Source organism: Actinomadura sp. NPDC048021, from assembly GCF_040653135.1.
Classification (GTDB): domain Bacteria; phylum Actinomycetota; class Actinomycetes; order Streptosporangiales; family Streptosporangiaceae; genus Spirillospora; species Spirillospora verrucosospora.
The window spans coordinates 169,918-193,824 of record NZ_JBEZJQ010000013.1; the positions used below are offsets into that span (position 1 = coordinate 169,918).

Genomic DNA, 23,907 nt, shown 5'->3' on the forward strand with positions numbered 1-23,907 from the left:
CACGGTAGGCGATCAGGCCGCCTGGGGGGCGCGGCGGGCCCCGAGGAGGTCCAGGACGAGGGCCGCGGACCAGGCGAAGTCGTGGCTGCCGCGGCCGGTGCCGTCGAACGGGTCGAAGAACTCGCGGAAGCCGGACTGGCGGACGAGCCGCATGGTGGAGCCGTAGAGCAGGTCGGCGACGACGGGCAGGTCGTGGCCGAGGGCGCCGTACCAGACGAGCCAGTTGGTGCTGATCCAGGTGGGGCCGCGCCAGTAGCCGGCGCGGTCGAAGGCGGGCGCCTGGATGTCGCAGGTGGGGATGGGGTAGCCGGCGGCGCCGGCGAAGCGGGCCGACAGCAGCAGGTCGACGAGGTTGCGGACGATCGGGGCCGGGAGTTCGGGGTCCAGGAGGGGGCCGAAGGAGCCGGCGGTGATGACGGGGAGCAGGCGGTCGTCGCGCAGGTCGCGGGCGCGGAAGCAGCCGGTGTCGGCGTCCCAGAGGCGGTGCAGGACGGCCTCGTGGACGCGCTCGGCGCGTTCGCGGTGCGGGACGGGGTCGGCGCCGATGATCTCGGCGATGGCGGCGAGGGCGTGTGTGGAGGCCAGGTAGACGGCGTTGACGAGGGGGTCCTCGACCGCGAACGGGTGGGCGTCGCGGAGGTAGCCGGGCTGGTAGGCGGCCTCCCGCATGAGCGCGACGAGCCGCACGTAGCGGTCGTAGTCCTCGCCGGTCGGCAGGCCGTGGGAGCGCAGGCCGGGGGCGTAGGAGGACGGGGGCAGCGGGAGCGCGCCGAGGGGGCGGTCCCAGGCGGGGCTGTTGTCGAGGCCCGACTCCCAGGGGTGGCAGATGGCGATGAGGCCGCTGGAGTCCAGGTCGCGGCAGCGGGCCAGGTAGCGGTGCTGGGCGGTCAGCATCGGGTACAGGCGGGCCAGGAACGCCCGGCTGCTCTCCCCGTCGACGGCGCACTCGTGCAGGCGCAGGGCGCTGAGGGCGTGCAGCGGCGGCTGGGTGAGGGCGGAGGTGTGCACGCCCCGCGGGGCGTCGGGCTGCCGGTCGCTGCGCCACAGTTCGGGGCCGGGGAAGAAGGCGCGCCGGTCGAGCCGCGTGTTGAACACGATGTGGGGCAGCATCCCGTCCGCCCACTGGCCCCGGAACAGGGAGATCAGCTCGGCTTCGGCGCGGTCGCGGCGGTGGCGGGCCAGGCCCATGCTGATGAAGGCCGAGTCCCAGCTCCACTGGTGCGGGTAGAGGCCGGGCGAGGCGGCGGTGGCGTTGCCCGTCCAGTTCGCGTCGAGGACCCGGGCCGCGGCCTTCCACAGCGCGGTCTCGTCGCCGGTGAGACGGGAGCTCATGTGGTCCAGGTGACCTCCTCCTGGGCGAGAGAAGGGTGCACCCTTGATTGTGGCCCTAGATCGCCGTCACGGCGACCCCTGGGCGGCGACGGTTGTCTACCGGCCGGGAGGTCGGTCTGTGAACATCTGCGGCGCCGCGGCCCGGGCCAGGAGCCAGTGCGCGATCTCCTCGCCGGCGGCGACGCCCCGCGCTGCGGTGACGGCGGTGGCGGGAGCCGTCCAGCCGGTTTCGTGCAGTTCCCCATGGGCGGGGCGGATCGACAGGTCGGCGGCCTCCAGCAGCTCGGCGTCCAGGAGCGCGTCGCCGGCGGCGAGCATGGTGGAGGCGCCGGCGCGGCGGGCGACCTCCTCGGCGGCGGCGGCCTTGGTCAGGCCCGCGGGCAGGCAGTAGACCTTGCGGCCCTGGAGGGACGTCCGCCAGCCGCGTTCGGCGCACCATCCGGCGAGGTCCTCGACCCAGCCGGACGGCAGCGCGGCCTTGTCCACGACCGTGTAGGCGAAGAGGTCGGACGCGGTGCGCCGCTTGAGGACGAAGTCGCCGCCGTTGGTCGCGAGGCGCCGCTGGACGTCCGCGAGCGGGGCGCATCCGTCGGCGATCCGGGTCCGGACGGAGGCCGCCCAATCCGGGTCGTCCTCGCCGTCCACCAGGATGTGGCCGCCGTTCGCGCAGATGGCGTACGGGGGCGGCTTCTCCAGGAGGTGGACGCGCCGGTACTGCTCGGGGGTGCGCGTCGTCGTCGGGACGAACGTGGAGGCCGTCGCGAGTGCCTCCAGGGTGCGCGCGGTCGTCTCGGTCATGTAGGAGAGCGGCGCGCCCTGGTAGAACTCCACGCACAGTAGGCGCGGCATGGTCTCGTCTGGGCCCTCCAAGGCGAAGGCCGCAGTCGAGTAGATGAGCGTGCGGTCCAGGTCGGAGCACACCAGGACGGTCACTGCACGGCCCCCTTGCCGAACCGAGGATGGATGAAACCCATGCACGCGTAGGGGAACCGTCCGGGCTCGACCTCATGGACGGGCACGCCGCGTTCGCGGGCGAGCAGCCTGATGTGGGTCACTTCCAGCCCGGCGTCGGCCCGCACGAGCACCTTCCATGGGACGCGGCGCAGCAGCACTCGCGTGGTCTCGCCGATCCCCGGTTTGACGAGGTTCAGGTCGTCGATGCCCTCCGCCTCGGCGCTGCGCCGGACGGCCTCCCATCCCGACCAGTCGGGCGCGCGGTCGGCGGCGCGGAGCTCCGGCAGGTCCTTCGCGACGCGCTCGGCCACGTGCCCGAAGCGCGCGCAGACCGCGTCGAGGAAGACGCGCGACACGTCGTCGCCGGCCAGTTCGGCGTAGAACTTCGCGCCGTGGAAGTCGCCGGGCCCGATGAGGGAGTCGTTCAGGACCGTCCGGCTCACCAGGCCCGACACGGTCGAGTTGAGGCAGGCGGACGGGATCAGGAAGTCGTCCCGCGTGCCGTACAGGGACGTGCACCGGCCCGGGTCCGCCAGGACGGCGAGATCGGAGGGGAACGGGTGCTCCGCCAGGGCGGCGGTCAGTTCCTTGGTGATGGCGCCCTTGCCCGTCCAGCCGTCCACGAACATCACGGACGCCGGGTCGTGGTGCTCGGCGAGATACCGCAGCGCGACCGTGTCGATGCCCCGGCCGCGGACGATGCTGACCGCGTAGTGCGGGACGTCCAGGCCGTGCGCGTACCGGGCCCAGCGGCGCATCAGGATGCCGACGGGCGTCCCGGCCCGCGCCAGCGACACCAGGACGGCGTCCGGGCCGCGCTCGGCGAGGATCATCTCGGTGACCAGCCCGGTGGCGTAGGCGAGCCGCTCGGCGGACGCCTCCAGCGCGTCGTGGAACAGGCGCCGGTACTCAGGGCCCGGCTGGTACTCGACCGGAAGCGACTCGGCGTAGTGCGCCCGTCCCGACTGGATCGCCGCCTCACGTTCCTCGGTGGGCGCTTCGAGCCGTGCGCCGGACAGGTCTTTGAGCAGCCAGGCGACGTCTTCCCTGGGGTAGCTGCCGAACTCGGGCCCGTAAAGCGGCTTCACGACGCTCTCCTGTAGGACGGGACGGTGGCGACCGTCACGGGGGCTAGCGCGCGAAGCCGTTCCAGCAGGCCGCTGGCGAGCGCCGGGGTGTCGCCGACGTCGTCCACCACGAACACGATCCTGTCGAAGCGGCGTTGACCGGCCCCAGGGGCGACGTTGTAGGCGTACCGCTCCCCCGGCCCGTCGGCGGGGTCGTCATGGGAGGGGAACACCAGGCGGGTCCTGATGGCGTAACCGGGGTCATCGACGGCCAGGACAGGGGAACGCGTCGTCGTGGAGTAGCGGACGTCCACGTCCGGCCGGGCATCGGCGAGCGCCTCCGCGAGGCGCAGCGGCGCGTACATCAGCTCCTCGAATCCAAGGACGAGGACACGGGAGGCTTCTTCGCCGAGGTTGCCCCAGAGGACGTCGCCCATCCGGGCCAGTTCCTTCTCCAGCCGCGTCCGGTGCTCGGGCAGGAAACCGTGGCGTCCGCCGTCCGGCAGTGCGGCAGGCCATTCCAGCTCGACCCGGGAGACTCCGAACGCCGATCCTCCCTCGGGGATGAAGGGCGGTGACGGTATCCCGGCGACGAGTGCCTTGCCCGCCTCAAGGACGCCCTCCGGAAGCCCGACCCGTCCCTCGGCCAGAGCCACCGCGTCTATGCGGGCACCCAGCCGGACGGCGAGATCGTCCATCCGGGCCCGGTCGTCGGGGTCTCGCAAGTCGACCAGGGCCGCCAGTACGTAGTGGCTCCTGGGACGGACGGCATGCAGGGCCTCGATGGTGTTCAGCACCGTCCGGCCCGTCGAGAGCTCGTCGTCCACCAGAACCATCGGTACGTCGCGATCGAGCGGGGCGGTGTCGGCGGGGAGCAGCAGATGGCTCGTGGCGTGGCTGTGCTCTTCTTCGAATCCGCCGTAGGTGGCGAACCCCTCGACGGGACGCCGTGTGGAGTGCAGGTAGTACGCGCCGCCCAGAGCGTCCGCCACCGAATGCCCCAGGGCCGTGGCGGTCTCGGCGTAACCCAGCACGATCGCGTCCACAGGGTTCTGGGGAGTGCGCACGAGGTCACGTAGCCCGGCGGCGGCGTTCGGCTCGCCCCGCAGCCCGTCCAGGAGGAGCGAACCAGGGCGGGACGGCTCGCCGCCCCGCAGGCGCGCGCGCACAAGCTCGCCCAGCAGCAGCCCCGACCCGTACACCAGGCGCGGATCGGTCGGCACGTGCTTGCCCAGCACTGCGGACACCAGCAGATGCGCGCGCTTCGGATTGCGGCGCACGGCGAGCCCCACGAGCGACGAGAGCCCGGCACCCGCCGGCCGCGCGCCGTCCACGAGGCGGACGCCCAGACGCGAACCCACCCAGGAACCCGTCACCGGCTGTCCGCCGCTTCGAGAAGCTCGACGAACGTGACGCCTTCCGCGGCCACCCCGAACACCTGGGCGCGCAGCATCAGCCGCTGTGCCCACGCGCGGTGCGGCTTGGCCTCGTTCATCTTGTTCGCGTACGAGCTGGCCATCGCGCCGCCCCCGGTGACGCCCAGGATGTCGGCCGCGTCGCTGTACTCCTCGTGCGTCACCACCGACAGGGCGTGGACGGCGGCCACATGGCTCGGATGGATGACGGTCTTGCCGGTGAGCCCGTTGGCCTTGTCCAGGTGCACCTCACGGATCAGCCCGTCCAGATCGGAGGTGATGAGCCGCTGCCGCAGCGGGGCGGCGCTCTGCCGTTCGAACGGCGACTGCCGCAGCTGCGGCTTGAACATCCGCTCCCCCTGCGAGAAGTACTCCCACACGGGGCCGGTCACCACGTGGCCGGTACCGTCGGCGCGGCCGAGGATGTTGACCACGTCGCAGATCACGCCCGCGACGGGCCGGATGTCGTAGATCGTCAGGTCGGGCGGGCGCCGCAGCCCGTACGCGGCGGACATGTCGGTCGCCCCCAGCCGGACGGCGAGGACCCGGGACCGGTGCTTGGCGAGGAGCCGCGCCACGTCGTGCAGCATCTCCGCGCGCGTCTCGGCGTAGACGGCCTCCGGGCTCTCGATCACCGGCATGGCGAGCAGCCGGCGCCCGGAGCGGTCGGCCGCGTCCTCCAGCGCGTCCAGGAACGCTCCACCGCCGGACGCGGTGAACTTCGGCAGGACGAATCCGGTGACGAGCTCCGCCGCGTCGCCGAGCCGGCCGACCAGGTCGCCGATCTGCCGGGGGTCGCGGACGCGGACGAACAGCAGGGGGACCTCCGCGCCGTCCGGTGCGGAGCGGGCGTGCAGAGCCCGCAGGTGCGCCACGAGGTTGGCCTCCCCGGCCTCGACCTCGTCGTCGGCGATCGCGTCCTCCAGGCACACCACCATGCTCATCACGCCGCGCCCCGCCGCGCGCTCGACGTCGGCGGCGAGGGCCGGGCGGGTGGCCGGGCAGTACAGGGTCGCGCCGAGCGCGACCGCCAGCACGTCCGGATCGTCGTGCCGGCCGAACGGGCGCGGGTGCCGGTAGAACAGGTGCTTGCGACGCGCGGCGTCAATATGGTCGAAATGCCGCATTTACCCCTCGTCAGACGGTGCTCTCGACAGGGGGCGAGGGGGGCCGCCCCCGGGCGGACTGGCCGCGCCGGATCACTGGTGTCCGGAGCACAGGTGTCCGGGTCACAGGTGGGTCGCCACGGCCGGGAGCAGCTGCTGGAACGTGCGGCCGGTGGCGGTCGCCCCGATCGCCGTCATCGACCAGCCCTGCCCGTCCCGCGACACCTTGGCCATGATCTGCGCGTTGTGCTGCCCGGCGCCGCTCAGCTCGTAGCGCGCGATCTCCTCGCCGGTGCTCTCGTCCACCAGCCGGCAGAACGCGCCCGCGATCTGGGAGAAGTCCTGGCCGGTGAACGAGTTCACCGTGAACACCAGCTGGGCGACGCCCGCCGGAACGCTCTGCAGGTCGACGTTGATGACCTCGTCGTCTCCCTCGCCCTCGCCGGTGAGGTTGTCGCCGGTGTGCTGGACGGAGCCGTCCTTGCTGCGCAGCTGCCGGAACCACACCTGGTCGGCGAGGTCGCCGGACGCGTCGAACAGCAGGCACGAGGCGTCCAGGTCGATGGACTGCGCCTTGCCCTTGCCGAACAGCCCCTTCTTGACCACGGCGTCCCAGCCGAGGCCCATCCTGACCCTCGTCAGGGTGCCGCCGCCCGGCTTGGCCAGCGAGACCTTCTGCCCCTTCTGCAGCGATATGGACATCGTTCGGCTCCTCCAGTGATCGATGTGTGTCGCGGGGTTCCGGGTACGCGTGGCGCGGGTCAGACCTGGCTGGAGTGCAGCGGCCGCCCGCCGCCCGCCGCCGAGTCAGGAGAGTCCCCGCCCTGGTTGCGGTTGCGGACGACGGAGCTGGCGAACGCGGCGATGATCAGCCCGGCGCCGAGCCCGCCGGTGATCCACTCGGGGACGTGGTGGCCGATGCTCACCAGCATGCAGACCGCGAGGGCGCCGATCGCCCAGTGCGCGCCGTGCTCCAGGTAGACGTACTCGTGCAGCGTGCCCTTGCGGACCAGGAACACCGTCAGCGACCGGATGTACATGGCGCCGATGCCGAGGCCCAGCGCGATGACGATCGGGTCGGTGCTGATCGCGAAGGCGCCGATGACGCCGTCGAAGCTGAACGAGGCGTCCAGCACCTCCAGGTACAGGAAGAGGAAGAAGCCCGCCTTGCCGGTGGCGAGGGCCAGGGAGCTCGGCCCGCTCCGCCCGCCGCTCTTCCCGGCTTCCGCGCCGTCCTCCTCGTCCTCGTCGTCGTCCTCGCTCGCCTCGGAGAACAGCTCCCCGAGCCCGTTGACCAGGATGTAGGTCACCATCCCGAGCACGCCGGCGATCATGACGCTGCCCGGGTCGGAGGCCGACAGCCACGCCACGAGCGCCAGCGAGCCGCCCGCCACGACGACCGACAGCTGGTCCAGCTTGCCGATGCGGGCGAGCGGCCGCTCCAGCCACGGCAGCCACTTGTCGGCGCGCTCCTCGAACACGAAGTCCAGGAACAGCATCATCAGGAACATGCCGCCGAACGCCGCGATCATCGGGTAGGCGTCGTTCATCAGCTGGTGGTAGCGGTGCGAGTCGTTGAGGGCGAGGTCGAACGCCTCGACCGGGCTCAGCTTGGCCGTGATCCCCACGATCAGCAGGGGGAAGACCAGCCGCATGCCGAACACCGCGATCGCGATGCCGACGGTGAGGAAGATCTTCTGCCAGAAGGCGCTCATGCGGTCGAGCACCTTGGCGTTCACGACGGCGTTGTCGAACGACAGCGAGACCTCGAGGACGGCCAGTACGGCGACCAGGGCGAGCCCGGTCGGCCCGTCGTAGAGCAGGGCGAGGAGCAGGCCGACGACCGTGACGCCGAAGGACCACCCGAAGGTGCGAAGAATCATGCGCGTATTTCTGCTAGGAAGGGCGGCCGGGCGGAGCGGCCGGGGTGCGGGGGCGCCGGCGGTCAGCCGACGTTGACGCCGAAGTCCATCGCGATGCCCGCCAGACCGGAGGCGTACCCCTGGCCGACGGCCCTGAACTTCCATTCGCCGTTGTGGCGGTAAAGCTCACCGAAGACCATGGCCGTCTCGGTGGAGGCGTCCTCGGTGAGGTCGAAGCGCGCGAGCTCGTTGCCGTCGTTCCGGTTGACGATCCGGATGAAGGCGTTGCGGACCTGCCCGAAGCTCTGCTGCCGGTTGTCGGCGTCGTAGATCGAGACCGGGAACACGATGCGCTCGCACTCGGCCGGCACCGCGGTGAGGTCGACGTTGATCGACTCGTCGTCGCCCTCGCCCTCGCCGGTCAGGTTGTCGCCGGTGTGCTCCACCGAGCCGTCCGGGCTGCGCAGGTTGTTGAAGAAGACGAAGTGCTGGTCCGACATGACCTTGCCGGTGCTCGCCAGCATCAGCGCGGAGGCGTCCAGGTCGAAGTCGGCGCCGGTGGTGGCGCGCACGTCCCAGCCGAGGCCGACGGTGACCGCGGTGAGGTTCGGCGCGGCCTTCGTCAGCGAGACGTTGCCGCCCTTGGCGAGTGAGACCCCCATGTGCGGGCTGCTCCCTTCCTGTCCAGACTGCTCGGACTGTTCAGATGTTGACGCCGAAGTCGGCCGCGATGCCGGCCAGTCCCGACGCGTACCCCTGGCCCACCGCCCTGAACTTCCATTCCGTCCCGTTGCGGTACAGCTCACCGAAGACCATGGCGGTCTCCATGGACGCGTCCTCGGTCAGGTCGTAGCGCGCCATCTCCGCACCGTCGGCCTGGTTCAGCACCCGGATGAAGGCGTTGCGGACCTGCCCGAAGTTCTGCCCGCGGCTGTCGGCGTCGTAGATCGACACGGCGAACGCGACCCGTTCGGCCGTGGCGGGCATCGCGCCGAAGTTGACCTTGAGCTGCTCGTCGTCGCCCTCGCCCGCGCCGGTGGTGTTGTCGCCGGTGTGCTCGACCGCGCCGTCCGGCGTGCGCAGATTGTTGAAGAAGACGAAGTGCTGGTCCGTAATGATCTTTCCGGAGGCGTCCAGGACCATGGCGGAGGCGTCGAGGTCGAAATCGGTCCCGGTCGTCGTGCGCAGGTCCCAGCCGAGACCGACGGTCACCGCGGACAGGCCGGGGGCCTGCTTGGTGAGCGAGACGTTGCCGCCTTTGCTCAGGCTGACGGGCACGATGAGCCTCCAAGATCGCATGCCGGATCGGACGCCGAACGGGCGCCCAGCCTTATCGACGTTGCAGCGATGCTATCCGTTCCATCCTTTATGAAGGGATGGCGACAATCTTTGTGATTCGGTCGCCACCCCGCCGTCGCCGCGCACCCGCCCGCCTTCCCGCGTGGACGAAACCCGGGCCGGTTGCGCCAGACTGGGGGGCGGACGAAGGGAGGCTGCGTTGCGGGGACCGGGCGACCAGCGCCGCCGGGGCGGCCGCGGGGCACAGGCGGCGGCCGGGGCCGTCGAGGCGCGGGAGGCGGCCGCGGCCGCCTTCTACGACATGGACCAGGCGCAGAAGTACATCGACGGCCGCGTCACCGTGTTCGAGGACCTGGACGCCAAGGCGGCCGAGCCCGCCCGCCGGGAGTTCACCCGGCTCGCCGAGGCCGCCGACGCCGCCTCGGTGGCCTACATCTCCGTCCTGGACGCCCACGACCTCGATGACCGGGACCGGTCACCGGCCGAGTACGACGCCGCGCGGCGCGCGTTCGTCGCCTCCACCGAGCGGCTCCAGAAGATCACCGGGGACCTCAACGGCTTCGCCGAGCGCCTCGCCCCGCGGATGGCCCGGCTGGAGTCCGCGCTCGACCAGCTCCCGCCCCGCCTCACCGCCGCCCGCGACGCCGTGGCCGCCGCCGACGCCGCCGTGTCCGCGGCCAGGGCCGCCGGGATGGACGCCGCCGACCCGGAGCAGGAGCTGGACCGCGCCAAGCAGGTCCTGGCGCAGCTCGGTTCCCAGGGGCTCGGCGGGTTCGGCCTCGACGGCGCCATCCGCGCGGCCGACGAGGTCCGCGAGATCGCCGAGCGGGCGCGGGAGGCGGCCGCGGAGCTGCCCCGGCAGGCGCAGAAGGTCCGCGACTCGCTCTCCTCCGTCCGGACGCGCGCCGACGCCGTCGCGAACCGCGCGGCGGGCGTCCGGGAGGCGATGCGCGTCCTCGTGCGCGGCTACTCGCAGGCGTGCTGGCAGGACCTCAAGGGCGCCCCCGAGTCGATCGAGGCGGCCGTCACCCGGGCCCGCGAGCGGCTGAACGAGGCGTCCGCGCACGCGGGCCGCTCCGAATGGAAGCGGGCGCAGCAGGCGCTCACCGCCGCGCGCACCGAGCTGAACGCGGCCGACCGCCGCGCCGGGCAGGTCACCGGGCGGGTGGAGGAGCTGAGAGCGGTCGCCGAGGACCCGGCCGGGCCCGTCGAGGGCGTCCGGTTCGCGGTGCGCGACGCCCAGCGGCTCGCCATGGCGCAGCCGGGCGGCGCCCCGCCCCAGCACGCCCGCGTGCTCGACTCCCTCGTCGAGCGGCTGGAGAGGGCGCCGCAGCGGCTCACGGGCGCCCACCCCGACTACTGGGCCTACCTGCAGGAGCTGGAGTCCATCAGGACGGCCGCCGGCGACGTGGTGGCGCGGATCCGCTCGGAGCGGGCCGGGCAGGGCTAGCCCGCGGCCCGTCAGGCGAAGAGGGTGTCGCCCCAGTAGCCGCCCTTGCGGACGCCGGGCGGGCACGCGTAGACGCCCGACCCGACGTGCTGGATGTACTCGTTCAGAGCGTCGGTGGCCAGCGAGTTCTGCACGCGGATGAACCCCGTCCGCGGGTCGCGCTGGAACGCGATGAAGAACAGGCCCGCGTCCAGCCGGCCGAGGCCGTCCGACCCGTCGGTGAACGAGTAGCCCCGCCGCAGGATGCGCGTCCCCTGGTTGGAGTCGGGGTGGGCGAGCCGCACGTGCGCGTCCGGCTTCATCTGGGACAGGACGGGCTTGTCGCGCTCCTTCCGCAGCCCGGCCGGCGCGCCCTCGCCCTTGTTGCGCCCGAAGACGTCCTCCTGCTCGCGCAGTGACGTGCGGTCCCAGGTCTCGATGTGCATCCGGATGCGGCGGGCGACGAGGTAGGAGCCGCCCGCCATCCAGTCGGCCCCGTCGCCCCCGGCCGCCCACACGTGGCGGTCGAGCAGGTCCGCCTCGGTACCGGCGATGTTCTCGGTGCCGTCCTTGAACCCGAACAGGTTGCGCGGGGTCTGCGCGTCCGGCGTCGTCGAGGACGTCTTGCCGAAGCCGAGCTGGGACCATCGGACCGCGACCACCCCGAACCCGATGCGCGCCAGGTTCCGGACGGCGTGCACCGCGACCTGCGGGTCGTCCGCGCAGGCCTGGACGGCGATGTCGCCGCCGCTGCGGGCCGGGTCGAGGTTGTCGCCGGGGAAGTGCGGCAGGTCGACCAGCGCGGCGGGACGGCGCGCCCTGAGGCCGAACCGGTCCTTGCCGTCCTTCTCGAACAGCGACGGGCCGAAGCCGATCGTCAGCGTGAGCCGGGACGGCGGCAGCCCGAGCGCCTCGCCGGTGTCGTCGGGCGGAGCGACCGAGGGGCCGCCGACCGCGCCGTCGCCGACCGGCCGGCCGGCGGTCATGGCGGCGGCCGCGGCCGTCCACTCCTTCAGCATCCGCACGAGCCGGTCGCGGTCGCCCGTCGTCACGTCGAAGGCCGCGAAGTGCAGCCGGTCCTGCACGGGGGTGGCGATGCCCGCCTGGTGCACGCCGTGGAAGGCGATCGCGTCGCCCGCGTCGTCGTCCTCCTCCGCGGAGGCGACCCGGTCCAGACCGGCCCCGGCGGCGGCCCCGACGAGCAGGCTCGCGCCGGAGAACCCCAGCATCCGCCGCCGGGACATGCCCGGCCGCTCCTGCGTCCCTTCGCCCGTCATGCCGCTGCCGTTCCTCTCGTCCGGATCACTTGGCGACGGCGGCGGCGAGCTTGGACAGGGGCTCGCCCAGCGCGTTCACCGCGTCGGCCAGCTCCTTGCGCTCGTCCTCGCCGACCTTGTCGTAGGACACGTAGCCGTCGCCCTTCTCGTGCTTCTTCAGCAGCGCCTCGACGCCCGCGAAGTTGTCGTCGAGGTCCTTGGCGAGCTGCGCGTCGTGCTCCTGGACGACCGGCTTGAGCAGCTCGTAGATCTTCCTGGCGCCGTCCACGTTGGCCTTGAAGTCGACGAGGTCGGTGTGGCTGAACGCCTCCTCCTCGCCGGTGACCTTGCCGGTGGCGACCTCGTCCAGCAGCTCCTTCGCGCCGCCCGCCATGTCGTTGACGGGGTCCAGCGTGAGGCCGGGCAGCCGCGACTTCAGCGTGCCGAGGTCGGCCAGCAGCTGGTCGCCGTACTTCTCCTTGCCCTTGACCGAGCCGTCCTTCCAGAGGGCCTTCTCCAGAAGGTGCCAGCCGGACCAGTCCTTCTTCTCCTCCGGCTTGAGGTCGGCCTCGCGCGCGTCGACCTTGGGGTCGAGGTCGCCGAACTTCTCGGCGACGGGCTCGATCGTCTCCCAGCCGACGCGGGACGGCGCGTACAGCTCCTTGGCCTTCTCGACGTCGCCGGCCTTCACCGCGTCCACGAATTTCCGCGTCTTGGCGATCGTGTCGTCGGTCTGGACGATGACGAAGGCCTTGTAGTCGGCCGCGGCCTTGCTCAGGCGCGGGTCCGCGCCGCCCGCGGCGCCGCCGGTGACCGTGACGTCCTGGGACGGCCCCTTGCCGGTCTGCCCGGCGCTGCACAGCAGCTTGTACGTGCCCGCGGGCAGGTTCACCACGAAGTCGACGCTGGTGCCGGGGCCGATGTTCTCCCGCTCGGCGAGGATCTTGCCGTCCGGCTTGAGCACCTCGAACTCGTTGACCTTGGAGCCCTTGTTGGCGACCTTGAAGGTGGTCTTGCCCGCGGGGAGGTCGGTCTTGGCGACCTCGCAGGCGTCGTCGGTGGCCGTCACGGCCACGGCGCCCGCCGCGCCCGCCTCGTCCCCGTCACCGCCGCACGCCGTCAGAAGGGACATCGACACCGCGGCGGCGCCGGCGAGCGCGAGGACGGACACAGGACGCATCAGGGTCTCCAGGAGCGTGCAAATGGTTAGGCTTACCTAAATTAGCGAAAGCTAACCTCAGCACGTCAAGTGGGGTCGGAGACAGTGAGTCATCCCACGCCGCGCCGCCTCGTTCCGGGCGGACCGGCGGAGCCGCTCAGCGCGGCCGGTCGTGCAGCCCCATCGTGAGGTTGCGAGCGGCCATCGGCGGGCCGCCAGCCTGCGGGTCGCCGTACGGGGGCAGGTGCCCCGGGTGCTGCGGGCGCTGCTGGTGCTGGGGCGCCTGCTCGCGCTGCTGCGCCGCCGGCTCCGCCCAGACGGCCGTCCCGTACGCGCACACCTCGACGCCGCCGCCGATCAGGGCGGTGTCGAACCGCATGCCCACCACCGTGTTCGCGCCCTTGCGGCGGGCCTCCTCGCCGAGCCGGTCCACCGCCTCGCGGCGCGCCGCGGCCAGGCCCGCGCCCGGCTGCTCCCCCGTCACCCGGAACGTCGCGCTGCTCCCGCCCTGCCCGGGCGCGTGGACCGCGCCCTGATCGGCCCGGACGGCCAGCCCGAGGACCTCTCCGAGCACGCTCCTGATCTCGTACCCCGCCACGCCATCAGTCGTCACGATCAGCATGGTCACCACGGTAGGACACCATCCGGACGAAATGCGACGTAACGGCGGTAACGCGTATCTCTTCGCACCGCCGGACGCCGCGCCGGGCGCAGCGCGCCGGCCCGGCGGCGGCCGTCCTCCCGGCGGACGGCCGGGAGGACGGCCCGCCGCCGGGCCGCGCCTCAGTCCAGGTACTCGCGGAGCATCTGGGCCCGGGACGGGTGGCGCAGCTTCGCCAGCGTCTTGGACTCGATCTGGCGGATCCGCTCCCTCGTCACGCCGAACTCGCGCCCCACCTCCTCCAGGGTGCGCGGGTGGCCGTCGACCAGGCCGAAGCGCAGCTGGATGATGCGCTGCTCCCGTTCCGACAGCGTGGCGAGGATGTCCTCCAGCTGGTCCTGCAGCAGGAGGAAGGCCGCCGCCTCCATCGGCACGACCGCGTCGGCGTCCTCGATGAAGTCGCCGAGGTCGGAGTCCTCCTCGCCGATCGGCGACTGCAGCGAGACCGGTTCCTGCGCGATGCGCTGGATCTCCACGACCCGGACGGGCGACAGGCCCATCTCCAGGCCGATCTCCTCGGGGCTCGGCTCCCGGCCGAGGTCCTGGTGCATCTGGCGCTGCACGCGGACCAGCTTGTTGATCGTCTCGACCATGTGCACCGGGATGCGGATCGTCCGGGCCTGGTCGGCGATCGCCCGGGTGATCGCCTGCCGGATCCACCAGGTGGCGTAGGTCGAGAACTTGAACCCCTTGGTGTAGTCGAATTTCTCGACCGCGCGGATCAGTCCGAGATTTCCCTCCTGGATCAGGTCGAGGAACAGCATTCCCCTGCCGACGTAGCGTTTGGCGATCGAGACGACGAGCCGGAGATTGGCCTCGATCAGCCGTTGCTTCGCCCGCGCCCCTTCGCGGGAGAGCAGTTCGAGGTCGAGCAGCTCGCCGCGGGCGAGGACGGCGGTGCGCGCCATCTTCTCCTCGGCGAACAGTCCCGCCTCGATCGATTTCGCGAGTTCTACCTCATCTTCTGCCGTGAGCAGCGGTACGCGACCGATCTCTCTCAGGTAGATCCGAACCAGGTCGCTCGTCGGCGCCCGCTTGCCGAGGTCTCCCTCATCCGCTCGCGTGACGTCCTCGGTCTCCTGCTGAGAGTCGAGGACGTCCACCCCCTGCTCTGCGAGCATCCGGACGACCCGCTCCAGCGAGTCGTCCGGCAAGTCCGAGCGATCGAGCGCGGCAGCGACGTCCTCGACGGTCACACCGCCGCGCTCTCTGCCGCGTGCGACGAGGTCCGCCACCTGATCAACCGATGGCGCCTCGCTTGGCAGCACCGAAGGGCCCACGCAGACAGTCTGCGTCAAATGGGGCCTAGATCACAGGACCCATTTTCGCGGGACGGACGCCTATTGCGACCCAAGCCCCCGATCCCGCAACACCCGTCTCTGCTGCTCAAGCGCGACAAGATCACCGAAGAGCCGGTTGTACTCCTCGGCCGCCTCGACCGGATTCAGCCGCCCGAGTTTAGATTTCACGCTCGCGATCATGCGGGTGAGCTGGCGCTCCTGAATTCGGGCGAGCAATTCCGCGGCATAGCGGTCGTCCGATTCCTGGGCGGACCGGACCGGCTCCACCCCGAGCTTGGTGAGCAGATCCCTGACCTGGTCGTTCGGCGCCCGCTCCAGAAGGCGGGCGACCCACTCCGGCACGCTCCCCGCCGCCGTGACGCCGCCCGCATCCGCGATCACCGCGCGCACCGCCGTGTGCGGGGGCGCGAGGAACGCCTCGACCGGGAGCTCGTCGAACGCCGGGCCGAGCAGCGCCGGGCGCTGGACCGCCAGTTTCAGCAGCTCGCGCTCGCGCTGGACCTCGGGGTCGGCGGGGTCGAAGGCGGGCCGCCGCGGCGCCTGCGGCTCCGCGTCGCCGCGGCGCCCGTTCTCCGCGGCGGGGCCGTTCGCCCGGCCGTCGCCGTTCTGGGGGCGCCCGTGCCCGTTCTGGCCGCGCCCGTTCCCTGCCCGCGCGCGGCCGTGCTGCCGGTTCGCCAGCTCGCGGACGCGGCGCAGCACGAACTGCTCGTCCATGATGCCGAGCCAGCGGTCCAGGTTGACCGCGTACATGTGGCGGCGGGAGCGGTCCTTGATGGCGGCGACGACGGGGGCGGCCGCGTCCAGGGCGCCGAGCCGCCCCTCGACCGTGTCGAGGTCGTGCTGCTCGATCGCGCTGCGCACGGCGAACTCGAACAGGGGCAGCCGGGACGCCACGAGGTCGCGCACCGCCGCGTCGCCGTGCCGGATGCGCAGGTCGCACGGGTCGAGGCCGTCGGGCTGGACGGCCACGAACGTCTGGGACACGAACTTCTGCTCGTCGTCGAAGGCGCGCAGCGCCGCCTTGCGCCCGGCCGCGTCGCCGTCGAAGGTGAAGATCACCTCGCCGCGGAACTCGTCCTGGTCCATCAGCAGGCGGCGCAGGACCTTGATGTGCTCGTCGCCGAACGCCGTGCCGCAGGTGGCGATGGCCGTCGGGACGCCCGCCAGGTGGCAGGCCATCACGTCGGTGTAGCCCTCGACCACCACGGCCTGCCGCCGCCGGGCGATCTCCTTCTTGGCGAGGTCGGCCCCGTACAGCACCGAGCTCTTGTGGAACAGCGGCGACTCGGGGGTGTTCAGGTACTTGGGGCCGTCGTCGTCCTCGAAGAGCCGCCGCGCGCCGAACCCGATGACGTCGCCGGACAGGTCGCGGATCGGCCACATCAGCCGGCCGCGGAACCGGTCCATCGGGCCGCGCCGCCCCTCCTTGGCCAGGCCGCCGGCGACGATGTCGCGGTCGGCGAAGCCGCGCCCGCGCAGGTGCCTGACGAGGCCCTCCCACTCGCGGGGCGCGAAGCCGACCCCGAAGCGCTCGGCGTCGGCGGCCTCGAAGCCGCGCTCGGACAGGAACGTGCGGCCGGGCGCGCCGGCGGCGGAGTTCAGCTGCTCGGCGTAGTACTCGGCGGCCGCCCGGTGCGCCTCGACCAGCCGGGCGCGCTGCCCGCCGTCCTGGCGGGGGCCGCGCCCGCCGCCCTCCTCGTAGCGCAGCTGGATCCCGGCCTGGGCGGCGAGCCGCTCCACCGACTCGGTGAAGGTCAGGTGCTCGATCTCCTGGACGAACTTGATGACGTCGCCGCCCGCCTCGCAGCCGAAGCAGAAGTACAGCCCGCGCGAGGGCGTCACGTTGAACGACGGGGACTTCTCGTCGTGGAAGGGGCACAGGCCCTTGAGATTGCCGCCGCCCGCGCTGCGCAGCTGCAGGTACTCGCCGATCACGTCGGCGATGGACGAGCGCTCCCGTACGAGTGCGATGTCCTCATTGCGAATCCGGCCTGCCACGACCAAGGAGTCTACGGCGGGCTTGCGACATCGAGGGCATCGCGCCGCGACGGGCATGGGTGCGCCCCCGGCCCCGCGCGGGCCGCGGGGCCGGGGGCGCCTGTAGATCAGCCCATCCGGAAGCGGCCGAAGAGCCGGTACATGAACTCCGTGCCCTGCTTGAGGGCCTCGACGGCGATGCGCTCGTCGTTGCCGTGCATCGCGATCAATTGGTCGTTGTCGACGACGTAGGGGTAGACGCCGTAACCGGGGACGCCCTTGGAGGTCCACGGCGCCAGGCTCGTCCCGGCCTCGAAGAGGGCGGGCGCGAAGACCGCGTCCGGATAGGTCGCGGCGGCCGCGGCGCCGATGGCCTCGTACAGCGGCGAGTCCAGCCTGGACGGCGGCTTGGCCCAGGTCTCGTCCAGCCTCCTGAGGGCGTCCTCCTCCGACTCCCCCGGGTTGCCCGCGAGCGTGACGGTCACCTCGCGGCCGGCGAGGCGCCGCCGGATCGCGGCCAGGAAGTCGCGCGGCCGCTGGCCGCCGGGAACGCCCCGGCAGTTGACGCGCAGCGTGGCCTTGGAGGGGATGACGTTCTCCTTGTAGCCCGCGTCCTCGATCACGAAGGCGTGCGTCGTGCGGAGGAGGGCCTGGTGCAGCCACGGGTAGGAGCTGCGCTTGACGACGAGCGCGGCCGCCCGCTCACGGGCCTGCTGGGACCGCGCGGACAGCAGCAGCCGCAGCGCCCGTTCGAACGGGCGGTCGTCGGTGGCCTTGGCGAGCGCGCCGAAGTACTCCCGCGTCACGGGGGTGAGCGCGACCGGCGCGAGCCAGGCGTCGAGGTCGGCGACGGCGCGGGAGAGCCGGGCGATGGCCGAGTCGGGATTGGGCTTGGAGGAGTGGGTGGCGGTGCCGCCGGCGGCGAGGTCGAGGTTGAAGTAGACCTTGTCCTGGCGCGTCACCGTGATGAGCATCGGCGTCCGCCGGTCCTTCTGGGCGAGGAACCAGCCGCCCTCGGTGAGCACCATGCCGGCGTTGACCTTGTCCCAGTGGTGCTCGGCGAGCCAGTGGGAGCCGTACTGCCCGGCCTCCTCGTCGCAGTCGGTGAGGACGATGATGTCGCGGTCGAACCTCGCGTCCTCCTTGACGTGCCGGAGCAGGGCGCTGATGTTGGCGGAGTTGGCGCCCTTCATGTCCAGAGCGCCGCGGCCGTAGACCTCGCCGTCGCGGACGGTCCCGGCGAACGGGTCGACCGACCATTTGTCACGTTCCACCGGGACTACGTCGGAATGTCCGAGCAGGAGCAGCGGCGGCGCCGCGGTGCCGCCCTCGATCCGGGCGACGAGGTGGACGTTGTCCTTCTTCGGCGTGGGGATGATCTCCGCGGGGACCCCCGCGGAGTCCCAGACGGCCTTGAGCATCTCGGCGTGGGGCCGGGTGACGCCGCCCTCCCCGAAGTTCTGGGTGTCGAACGACAGCATCTTCTTCAGCAGGGCCAGCGGATCGAGGTCGGCGGGCGCGGGCCCGCGGGCGGGGCGGGCGAGGGCGGACCTGCCGGCCGGCGCCGCGGCGGCGGTGCCGCCGGCGAGCACGCCGCCCGCGAGCAGGACGGCGCCCGCGCCGGTGCGGTGCAGGAAGTCACGGCGGCTGACGGCGGGTGGGGAGTCGGGCATGGGAGCTCCTCCTTCGAACCCCGGACGGGCTTCGTGATCAAAGGTGACACGGCGGGCCGCCGATCTCCAGGGCGGCGGCCCGCCGGACCCCCCGGCACGGCGCCGAACAGCTAGAAGTCAGGAACATCCAGCAATGCCGGGAATATACGATCCGGTGGCCGGACTCGGCCGGATTAACGGCGGGTAACCCTGGTTTCACTCTGGACAACGTGGGCCGCGCCGCGATGAGATGGCCCACCGTAGATTTGCCCACCCCCAGGCGGACTCGATGACGGATGTTGTGCTGGACGGCGTCGACAAGGTGTATCCCGGCGGGCAGGTGGCGGTCCGCGACGTCCGCCTGCGCATCAGCGACGGGGAGCTCTTCGTCCTGCTCGGACCGTCCGGCTGCGGCAAGTCGACCATCCTGCGCATGATCGCCGGGCTGGAGGAGATCACCGGCGGGGACCTGTGGCTGAACGGCACCGTCGCCAACGACCTGCCGCCGCGCGAACGGAACGTGGCGATGGTCTTCCAGGAGGGCGCGCTCTACCCGCACCGCACGGTCAAGGGCAACATGATGTTCCCGCTGGAGGTGTCCGGGGACGACCGCGCCGAGGCGTCCGCGAAGGTCGTGGAGCTGGCGCGCGCGCTCGGCATCAACACGATGATCGACCGGCTGCCGCGCACGCTGTCGGGGGGCCAGCGGCAGCGGGCCGCGATCGGCCGGGCGCTGATCCGCGAGCCGTCGCTGTTCCTGATGGACGAGCCGCTGTCGAGCCTGGACGCGGGCCTGCGCGCGGAGCTGCGCGTGGAGATCGCCGCGCTGGTGCGCTCCAGCCGCACCACCACCGTCTACGTCACGCACGACCAGGTCGAGGCCATGACGATGGCCGACCGGATGGCCGTGCTGCGCGACGGCGTCCTGGAGGACGTCGGCACCCCCGAGCAGATCTACGAGGACCCGGCGACCGTGTTCGTGGCCGCGTTCCTCAGCTCCCCTCCGATCAACCTGCTGCAGGCCACCCTGTGGGCGGTCGAGGGCCAGGGGCTGATGCTCGACCTCGGACCGCAGCGGCTCACGCTGCCCTGGAACGACCCGCGGGCGTCCGCGCTGATCAGCCACCAGGGCCGGCCCGTGATCGTCGGGATCCGCCCCGACACGATGATGCCGATCGCCCCGGGCTCGCCCGCCCCGGCCGGGACCGTCCTGTCCGGGCAGGTCCGCGCGCTGGAGTTCCACGGCCACGAGTGGCTCGCCTACGCCGAGGCCGGCATCCCCACGGTGGACGCGAACGAGGTCGGCCGGCCCGAGCGGCCGCAGGCCCCCGCGGCGGAGCGGCCCGGGCTGCGCGATCGTGTCCGGGCGCTGTTCGGCAGGCCGGCCGAGGCGCAGGAGCCGGTCGAGGAGCACGCGGGCCACCACCGGCGGTCCGACCTCGTCTTCCGCATCGCGCCCGGCGGGCGGCCCGACCGGGGCGACCGCGTCGCGCTGGCGGTCGACCTGGACCGGATCCTGTTCTTCGGCGCGGACGGCCGGCGCATCACGCCCGTCCACCGCTAGTCACGAGCGGCCGCGCAGGACGCCGGCGAGCCGGCGCATCCCCTCGTCGATCTCGGGCGGCGTCACGGCCCCGTACCCGAAGACCAGGCCCGCGCCGGGCGGCCCGGTCACGGCGAACTCCGACAGCGCGAACAGCCCGACGCCCGCGGTGAGCGCCCTCGCGGCGACGGCGGCGTCGTCCGCGCCGTCCCGGAACACCGCGCTCAGATGCAGCCCCGCCTCGGACGGGACGAGGTCGAGCCGGTTCCCCGGCAGCCCGGCCACCCGCTCGGCGACGCGCTCGTGCCGCGCCCGGTACTCGCGGCGGGACCTGCGGATGTGGCGGGCGAGCAGGCCCTCGTCGATGAACCGGGCGAGGGCCGCCTGCGCGGGCAGTTCGGCATGCCAGGACGAGACGTAGCGCGCCATGCGGAACGCGTGGTGCAGCGACGGCGGCGCCACCAGGAACCCCAGGCGCAGCACCGGCCGCATGATCTTGGAGAAGGTGCCGGCGTACAGGACGCGGCCGTCCTCGTCGAGGCTCTGCAGCGGCTCGACGGGCCGCCCGCCGTACCGGTACTCGGTGTCGTAGTCGTCCTCGACGATCACCACGTCCCGCCGCCGCGCCCAGTCGAGCAGCGCCCTGCGGCGCCGCAGCGACATCGGCATGCCGAGCGGGAACTGGTGCGAGGGCGTGACGTAGACGGCCCGCGCGTCGCCGGGCAGCGCGTCCACCCGGAGCCCCTCGGCGTCGACCGGCACGCCGCGCACCCGCATCCCGGCCGCGGCGAGGAGCATCCGCACGGGCGGGTACCCGGGGTCCTCCACGGCGACCACGTCGCCCGGTTCCAGAAGGACCCGGACGATGAGGTCGAGGGCCTGCTGGACGCCGGACGTGACGACGACGTCGGCCCCGCTCGCCCGCACCGACCGCGAGACGCCCACGTGGCGGGCGACGGCCTCGCGCAGGGCGGGCAGCCCCGCCGGGTCGGCCGCCGAGGCGGGATCGGCCAGCGCCGACGGCCGCAGCAGCCCCGACATGATCCGCCGCCATGCCTCGTACGGGAACAGCCGCACGTCGGGCAGCCCGGCGCGGAAGTCCCACCGGATCCCGGGCATCGGCGCCGGCCAGGCGGACACCCCGGCCCACACGCCGCGCGGGCGCAGCGGCGAGGCGGCGGGCGCGCCCCGCGCGGCGGACCCGGTCTCCCGGACGAACGTCCCCGCGCCGACCCGGCTCGTCAGGAACCCCTCGGCCGCGAGCCGGTCGTAGGCGACGCCGACCGTGTTGCGGGAGATCGCCAGGCGCCGGGCCAGCTCGCGCGTCGGCGGCAGCGCCTCCCCCGCGCGCAGCCGGCCGTCCAGGATCGCGGCGCGCAGCTGGCCGTAGATCTGCCCGGCGAGGTCGCGGCGCCCCACCAGGCTCACGTGGAGGTCCACGGCGCCGAGCCTAAATCGGCTCAGTCATTATGCGCAATTTTGGACCTGTACCTGGGCCTCTGCGCGTCCCTAGCGTGGCGGTATGGACCTGCTCAACGAACTCCTCACCACCGATTTCCGGCCGCTCGACCGGAAGGCGGCCGATCTCTACCTGTCCCTCGTCGCGCAGGTGAAGCCGGACGCGCTGCGGCTGCCGACGCCGTGCCCCGACTGGACGCTGCACGGCCTGCTGCGCCACCAGGTGAGCCAGGACGAGGGCTTCGCGGCCGCCGCCCGGGGCGAGGGCGCGCGGCTGTCCGCGTGGCGCGGCGGCGACCTCGGCGACGACCCCCTCGCCGCGGCGCGGGCCTCCGCCGACCTCGTGACGAGGGCCTTCGCGGACACGTCCCCGGACGCCGAACTCGTCCTCCCCGAGATCCGCGACGGCGGCGCCTTCCCCGCGGCGCTGGCGATCAGCTTCCACTTCGTCGACCTCGTCGTGCACGCCTGGGACGTCGCCGCCTCGATCGGCGCGGCCTGGGAGCCTTCCGGCGACCTCGTGGAGGCGTCCCTCAAGGTGGCCGCCATCGTCCCCGAGGACGGCCGGGGGCCCGGCGACTCGTTCGCCCCGGCCGTCCCCTCCCCGGCCGGCGCGGAGTCGCGGGACCGCCTGCTCACCCTCCTCGGCCGGGACCCCTCATGGCGCTCCTGAGGACCGCGTGGCGCGGCGGGCCGGTCCGGGCGACGGGCCCGGTCCTCGTCAGCGTCACCGATTTCACCTGCGCGCGTCCGCTCGACCTGCCGAGGGCCTTCCACGCGGGCATGGCGCTGCGCCGGTCGTGGCCCGACCTGGAGGGGGCCGTCGGCCTGTGGCTGTGGACCGACCTCCGCCGGCGCAGGTGCGGCTCCGTCTCGGTCTGGACCGGCGACGCCGCGCTGCGCGGCTTCGTCGCCTGGCCGCCGCACGTCGCCGTCATGCGCAGGTTCCGGCGGCGCGGGACGATCCGCGCCGACACCTGGTGGGCGGACGCCTTCGAGCCGGCCGAGACGTGGGCGCGCGCGGAGCGCGTCCTCGCTCAGGCCGGGGCGGGAGCGGCCTCGCAGGTCAGCGACGCCTCCCGGTAGAAGCCGATCTTCACCTTGATCTGCCGCTGCTGCGCGCGCAGGATGGCGATCTGCTCCTCGACCCGGCGGTCGTGCTCCTGCAGCAGGTCGAGCCGCTCCTGGACGGTCTCGCCGCCGCCGCGGGCCAGCTCGGAGTAGCGCAGCATCTCGGCGATCGGCATGCCGGTGCCGCGCAGGCAGCGCAGCATCCCGAGCCACTGCAGGTCGTCGTCGGAGAACACGCGCCGTCCCGACGCGTTCCGCGCGATCCCGGACAGCAGCCCGATCTTCTCGTAGTAACGCAGCGTGTCGATGCTGAAACCGCTCTTCTCGGCGGTCTCGGCGGGAGAGTAGGAGCTCACGCACTCCAGGATCGCACCTGGAGCGCACTCCAGGTCAACGTCCGGCCGGTCCGCGCGCTTGACCTGGAGTGCGCTCCAGGTCGCAGAGTGGGAAGGAGAGGCTTACACCACGAGGCACGCGAAGGACTCGCCATGCGCATTGGACTCCAGGTTCCGAGCTTCACCTTTCCCGGAGGGCCGGAGCAGATCGGCCCCACGTTCGGCCGGTTCGCCCGCGAGGCGGACCAGGGCGGGCTGCACTCGCTGTGGGTGATGGACCACTTCTTCCAGATCGGCGCCGTGGGACGGCCGGAGGAGCCCATGCTGGAGGGCTACTCCGCGCTCGCGTACGCGGCGGCGCTGACGGAGCGGATCACGCTCGGGACGATGGTCACCGGCGTCACCTACCGGCACCCCGGCGTGCTGGTCAAGACCGTGACCACGCTGGACGTCCTGTCGGGCGGGCGCGCGTGGCTCGGCGTCGGCGCGGCCTGGAACGACGAGGAGTCGCGCGGCCTCGGCATCCCGTTCCCGCCGACCGCGGAGCGGTTCGAGCGGCTGGAGGAGACGCTGCGGATCGCCCACCGGATGTGGGACGGCGACGAGTCGCCGTTCGAGGGCGAGCACTACAGGCTGGAGCACCCGCTCAACTCGCCGCCCGCGCTGCGGCGCCCCCACCCGCCGATCCTCGTCGGCGGGGGCGGGGAGAAGAAGACGCTGCGGTTCGTGGCGAAGTACGCCGACGCCTGCAACCTCTTCGACGGCGACGAGCTGCCCCGCAAGCTGGAGGTCCTGAAGGAGCACTGCGAGCGCGAGGGCCGCGACTACGCCGAGATCGAGAAGACCTCGCTGACCTTCTTCACCGGGACGCCCTCGGTCGGCGCCGCCGTCGACACCGTCGGGCGGCTCGCCGAGCGGGGCGTCGACCAGGTGATCTTCTCGCAGGGCACCGGCCAGGACCTGGCGGGCATCCTCGCCGAGGCCCTGACCCAGACCGAGAAGATCGTCCCAGCGGGGCGGTGAGGCCCGG

Annotated in this window: 22 protein-coding genes; 5 read left to right on the forward strand and 17 right to left on the reverse strand. The window is 72.6% G+C overall.

Annotated features, from left to right (window positions below):
* Positions 1-12 precede the first annotated feature (12 nt).
* From AB0C87_RS22865 to AB0C87_RS22905, 9 genes are all read right to left on the reverse strand, one after another.
* Entirely contained in the window at positions 13-1,332 is a 1,320-nt protein-coding gene (locus AB0C87_RS22865; RefSeq protein ID WP_345174524.1) for a hypothetical protein, read from the reverse strand.
* A gap of 96 nt (positions 1,333-1,428) precedes the next feature.
* Positions 1,429-2,265 (reverse strand): HAD family hydrolase, encoded by an 837-nt coding sequence (locus AB0C87_RS22870; RefSeq protein ID WP_345174522.1) that lies wholly within the window; start codon positions 2,263-2,265, stop codon positions 1,429-1,431.
* Entirely contained in the window at positions 2,262-3,374 is a 1,113-nt protein-coding gene (locus AB0C87_RS22875; protein WP_345174520.1) for a cysteine protease StiP family protein, read from the reverse strand. Before AB0C87_RS22875 ends, AB0C87_RS22870 begins: the two co-directional genes overlap by 4 nt.
* Positions 3,371-4,714 carry a phosphoribosyltransferase family protein gene (locus AB0C87_RS22880; RefSeq protein WP_345174518.1) on the reverse strand — a complete coding sequence of 448 codons (1,344 nt, stop codon included), beginning with the start codon at positions 4,712-4,714 and terminating at the stop codon, positions 3,371-3,373. The genes AB0C87_RS22875 and AB0C87_RS22880 overlap by 4 nt, the downstream gene beginning before the upstream one ends.
* A gap of 11 nt (positions 4,715-4,725) precedes the next feature.
* Positions 4,726-5,895, reverse strand: a complete 1,170-nt coding sequence (locus AB0C87_RS22885) for an HpcH/HpaI aldolase/citrate lyase family protein (RefSeq protein WP_345174516.1) — start codon at positions 5,893-5,895, stop codon at positions 4,726-4,728.
* A 102-nt stretch (positions 5,896-5,997) separates the two neighbouring features.
* Positions 5,998-6,576, reverse strand: coding sequence for a TerD family protein (locus AB0C87_RS22890; RefSeq protein WP_345174513.1), 579 nt, complete (start codon positions 6,574-6,576; stop codon positions 5,998-6,000).
* A 59-nt stretch (positions 6,577-6,635) separates the two neighbouring features.
* Positions 6,636-7,757: a DUF475 domain-containing protein gene (locus tag AB0C87_RS22895; RefSeq protein ID WP_345174512.1), complete on the reverse strand. Its 1,122-nt coding sequence runs from the start codon at positions 7,755-7,757 to the stop codon at positions 6,636-6,638.
* Between the two features lie 62 nt (positions 7,758-7,819).
* Positions 7,820-8,398, reverse strand: a complete 579-nt coding sequence (locus AB0C87_RS22900; RefSeq protein WP_345174511.1) for a TerD family protein — start codon at positions 8,396-8,398, stop codon at positions 7,820-7,822.
* Positions 8,399-8,438: 40 nt separating this feature from the next.
* Positions 8,439-9,014, reverse strand: coding sequence for a TerD family protein (locus AB0C87_RS22905; RefSeq protein WP_149257552.1), 576 nt, complete (start codon positions 9,012-9,014; stop codon positions 8,439-8,441).
* A gap of 220 nt (positions 9,015-9,234) precedes the next feature.
* Here AB0C87_RS22905 and AB0C87_RS22910 point away from each other — a divergent pair, with 220 nt between their 5' ends.
* Positions 9,235-10,485: a molecular chaperone DnaJ gene (locus AB0C87_RS22910; RefSeq protein ID WP_345174509.1), complete on the forward strand. Its 1,251-nt coding sequence runs from the start codon at positions 9,235-9,237 to the stop codon at positions 10,483-10,485.
* A gap of 11 nt (positions 10,486-10,496) precedes the next feature.
* On the opposite strand, the gene efeB is transcribed toward AB0C87_RS22910, so the two are convergent.
* The 6 genes from efeB to AB0C87_RS22940 all read right to left on the reverse strand — a co-directional run bounded on the left by efeB (position 10,497) and on the right by AB0C87_RS22940 (position 18,491).
* A complete protein-coding gene (gene efeB, locus AB0C87_RS22915; protein WP_360579393.1) occupies positions 10,497-11,741 on the reverse strand; it encodes an iron uptake transporter deferrochelatase/peroxidase subunit in 1,245 nt (414 codons plus the stop codon).
* Between the two features lie 25 nt (positions 11,742-11,766).
* A complete protein-coding gene (gene efeO / locus AB0C87_RS22920; protein WP_345174505.1) occupies positions 11,767-12,900 on the reverse strand; it encodes an iron uptake system protein EfeO in 1,134 nt (377 codons plus the stop codon).
* 136 nt (positions 12,901-13,036) lie between these two features.
* Positions 13,037-13,501, reverse strand: coding sequence for a heavy metal-binding domain-containing protein (locus AB0C87_RS22925; RefSeq protein WP_345174503.1), 465 nt, complete (start codon positions 13,499-13,501; stop codon positions 13,037-13,039).
* A 161-nt stretch (positions 13,502-13,662) separates the two neighbouring features.
* Positions 13,663-14,808 carry an RNA polymerase sigma factor RpoD gene (gene rpoD, locus AB0C87_RS22930; RefSeq protein WP_360579442.1) on the reverse strand — a complete coding sequence of 382 codons (1,146 nt, stop codon included), beginning with the start codon at positions 14,806-14,808 and terminating at the stop codon, positions 13,663-13,665.
* 72 nt (positions 14,809-14,880) lie between these two features.
* The gene (dnaG, locus tag AB0C87_RS22935) at positions 14,881-16,839 is read right to left on the reverse strand and encodes a DNA primase (protein ID WP_345174498.1); all 1,959 of its coding nucleotides are present in this window, start codon (positions 16,837-16,839) and stop codon (positions 14,881-14,883) included.
* A gap of 107 nt (positions 16,840-16,946) precedes the next feature.
* Positions 16,947-18,491, reverse strand: a complete 1,545-nt coding sequence (locus tag AB0C87_RS22940) for a M20/M25/M40 family metallo-hydrolase (RefSeq protein WP_360579396.1) — start codon at positions 18,489-18,491, stop codon at positions 16,947-16,949.
* 268 nt (positions 18,492-18,759) lie between these two features.
* Here AB0C87_RS22940 and AB0C87_RS22945 point away from each other — a divergent pair, with 268 nt between their 5' ends.
* Positions 18,760-20,034, forward strand: a complete 1,275-nt coding sequence (locus tag AB0C87_RS22945; RefSeq protein ID WP_345174494.1) for an ATP-binding cassette domain-containing protein — start codon at positions 18,760-18,762, stop codon at positions 20,032-20,034.
* Here AB0C87_RS22945 and AB0C87_RS22950 read toward each other — a convergent pair whose 3' ends face one another.
* Positions 20,035-21,453, reverse strand: coding sequence for a PLP-dependent aminotransferase family protein (locus AB0C87_RS22950; RefSeq protein WP_345174493.1), 1,419 nt, complete (start codon positions 21,451-21,453; stop codon positions 20,035-20,037).
* Positions 21,454-21,535: 82 nt separating this feature from the next.
* Here AB0C87_RS22950 and AB0C87_RS22955 point away from each other — a divergent pair, with 82 nt between their 5' ends.
* Together AB0C87_RS22955 and AB0C87_RS22960 are read left to right on the forward strand one after the other, a co-directional pair.
* Complete coding sequence (locus AB0C87_RS22955) at positions 21,536-22,144, forward strand: TIGR03086 family metal-binding protein (RefSeq protein ID WP_345174492.1); 609 nt, start codon at positions 21,536-21,538, stop codon at positions 22,142-22,144.
* A complete protein-coding gene (locus AB0C87_RS22960; protein ID WP_345174491.1) occupies positions 22,132-22,557 on the forward strand; it encodes a hypothetical protein in 426 nt (141 codons plus the stop codon). Before AB0C87_RS22955 ends, AB0C87_RS22960 begins: the two co-directional genes overlap by 13 nt.
* Here the strand turns inward: AB0C87_RS22960 and AB0C87_RS22965 are convergent.
* Positions 22,509-22,898 carry a MerR family transcriptional regulator gene (locus tag AB0C87_RS22965; RefSeq protein ID WP_345174488.1) on the reverse strand — a complete coding sequence of 130 codons (390 nt, stop codon included), beginning with the start codon at positions 22,896-22,898 and terminating at the stop codon, positions 22,509-22,511. The genes AB0C87_RS22960 and AB0C87_RS22965 overlap by 49 nt on opposite strands.
* 132 nt (positions 22,899-23,030) lie before the next feature.
* Here AB0C87_RS22965 and AB0C87_RS22970 point away from each other — a divergent pair, with 132 nt between their 5' ends.
* Positions 23,031-23,900, forward strand: a complete 870-nt coding sequence (locus AB0C87_RS22970) for an LLM class F420-dependent oxidoreductase (protein WP_345174486.1) — start codon at positions 23,031-23,033, stop codon at positions 23,898-23,900.
* Positions 23,901-23,907: the final 7 nt, after the last annotated feature.

Excerpts from the sequence above, each read along its gene's own strand:
- AB0C87_RS22955 (WP_345174492.1), top strand. The coding sequence starts at position 21,536 with ATGGACCTGCTCAACGAACTCCTCACCACCGATTTCCGGCCGCTCGAC.
- AB0C87_RS22885 (WP_345174516.1), bottom strand. The coding sequence starts at position 5,895 with ATGCGGCATTTCGACCATATTGACGCCGCGCGTCGCAAGCACCTGTTC.
- AB0C87_RS22940 (WP_360579396.1), bottom strand. The coding sequence starts at position 18,491 with ATGCCCGACTCCCCACCCGCCGTCAGCCGCCGTGACTTCCTGCACCGC.
- efeB (WP_360579393.1), bottom strand. The coding sequence starts at position 11,741 with ATGACGGGCGAAGGGACGCAGGAGCGGCCGGGCATGTCCCGGCGGCGG.
- AB0C87_RS22970 (WP_345174486.1), top strand. The coding sequence starts at position 23,031 with ATGCGCATTGGACTCCAGGTTCCGAGCTTCACCTTTCCCGGAGGGCCG.
- AB0C87_RS22890 (WP_345174513.1), bottom strand. The coding sequence starts at position 6,576 with ATGTCCATATCGCTGCAGAAGGGGCAGAAGGTCTCGCTGGCCAAGCCG.
- AB0C87_RS22960 (WP_345174491.1), top strand. The coding sequence starts at position 22,132 with ATGGCGCTCCTGAGGACCGCGTGGCGCGGCGGGCCGGTCCGGGCGACG.
- AB0C87_RS22865 (WP_345174524.1), bottom strand. The coding sequence starts at position 1,332 with ATGAGCTCCCGTCTCACCGGCGACGAGACCGCGCTGTGGAAGGCCGCG.
- AB0C87_RS22945 (WP_345174494.1), top strand. The coding sequence starts at position 18,760 with ATGACGGATGTTGTGCTGGACGGCGTCGACAAGGTGTATCCCGGCGGG.
- AB0C87_RS22900 (WP_345174511.1), bottom strand. The coding sequence starts at position 8,398 with ATGGGGGTCTCACTCGCCAAGGGCGGCAACGTCTCGCTGACGAAGGCC.
- AB0C87_RS22925 (WP_345174503.1), bottom strand. The coding sequence starts at position 13,501 with ATGCTGATCGTGACGACTGATGGCGTGGCGGGGTACGAGATCAGGAGC.
- efeO (WP_345174505.1), bottom strand. The coding sequence starts at position 12,900 with ATGCGTCCTGTGTCCGTCCTCGCGCTCGCCGGCGCCGCCGCGGTGTCG.
- AB0C87_RS22895 (WP_345174512.1), bottom strand. The coding sequence starts at position 7,757 with ATGATTCTTCGCACCTTCGGGTGGTCCTTCGGCGTCACGGTCGTCGGC.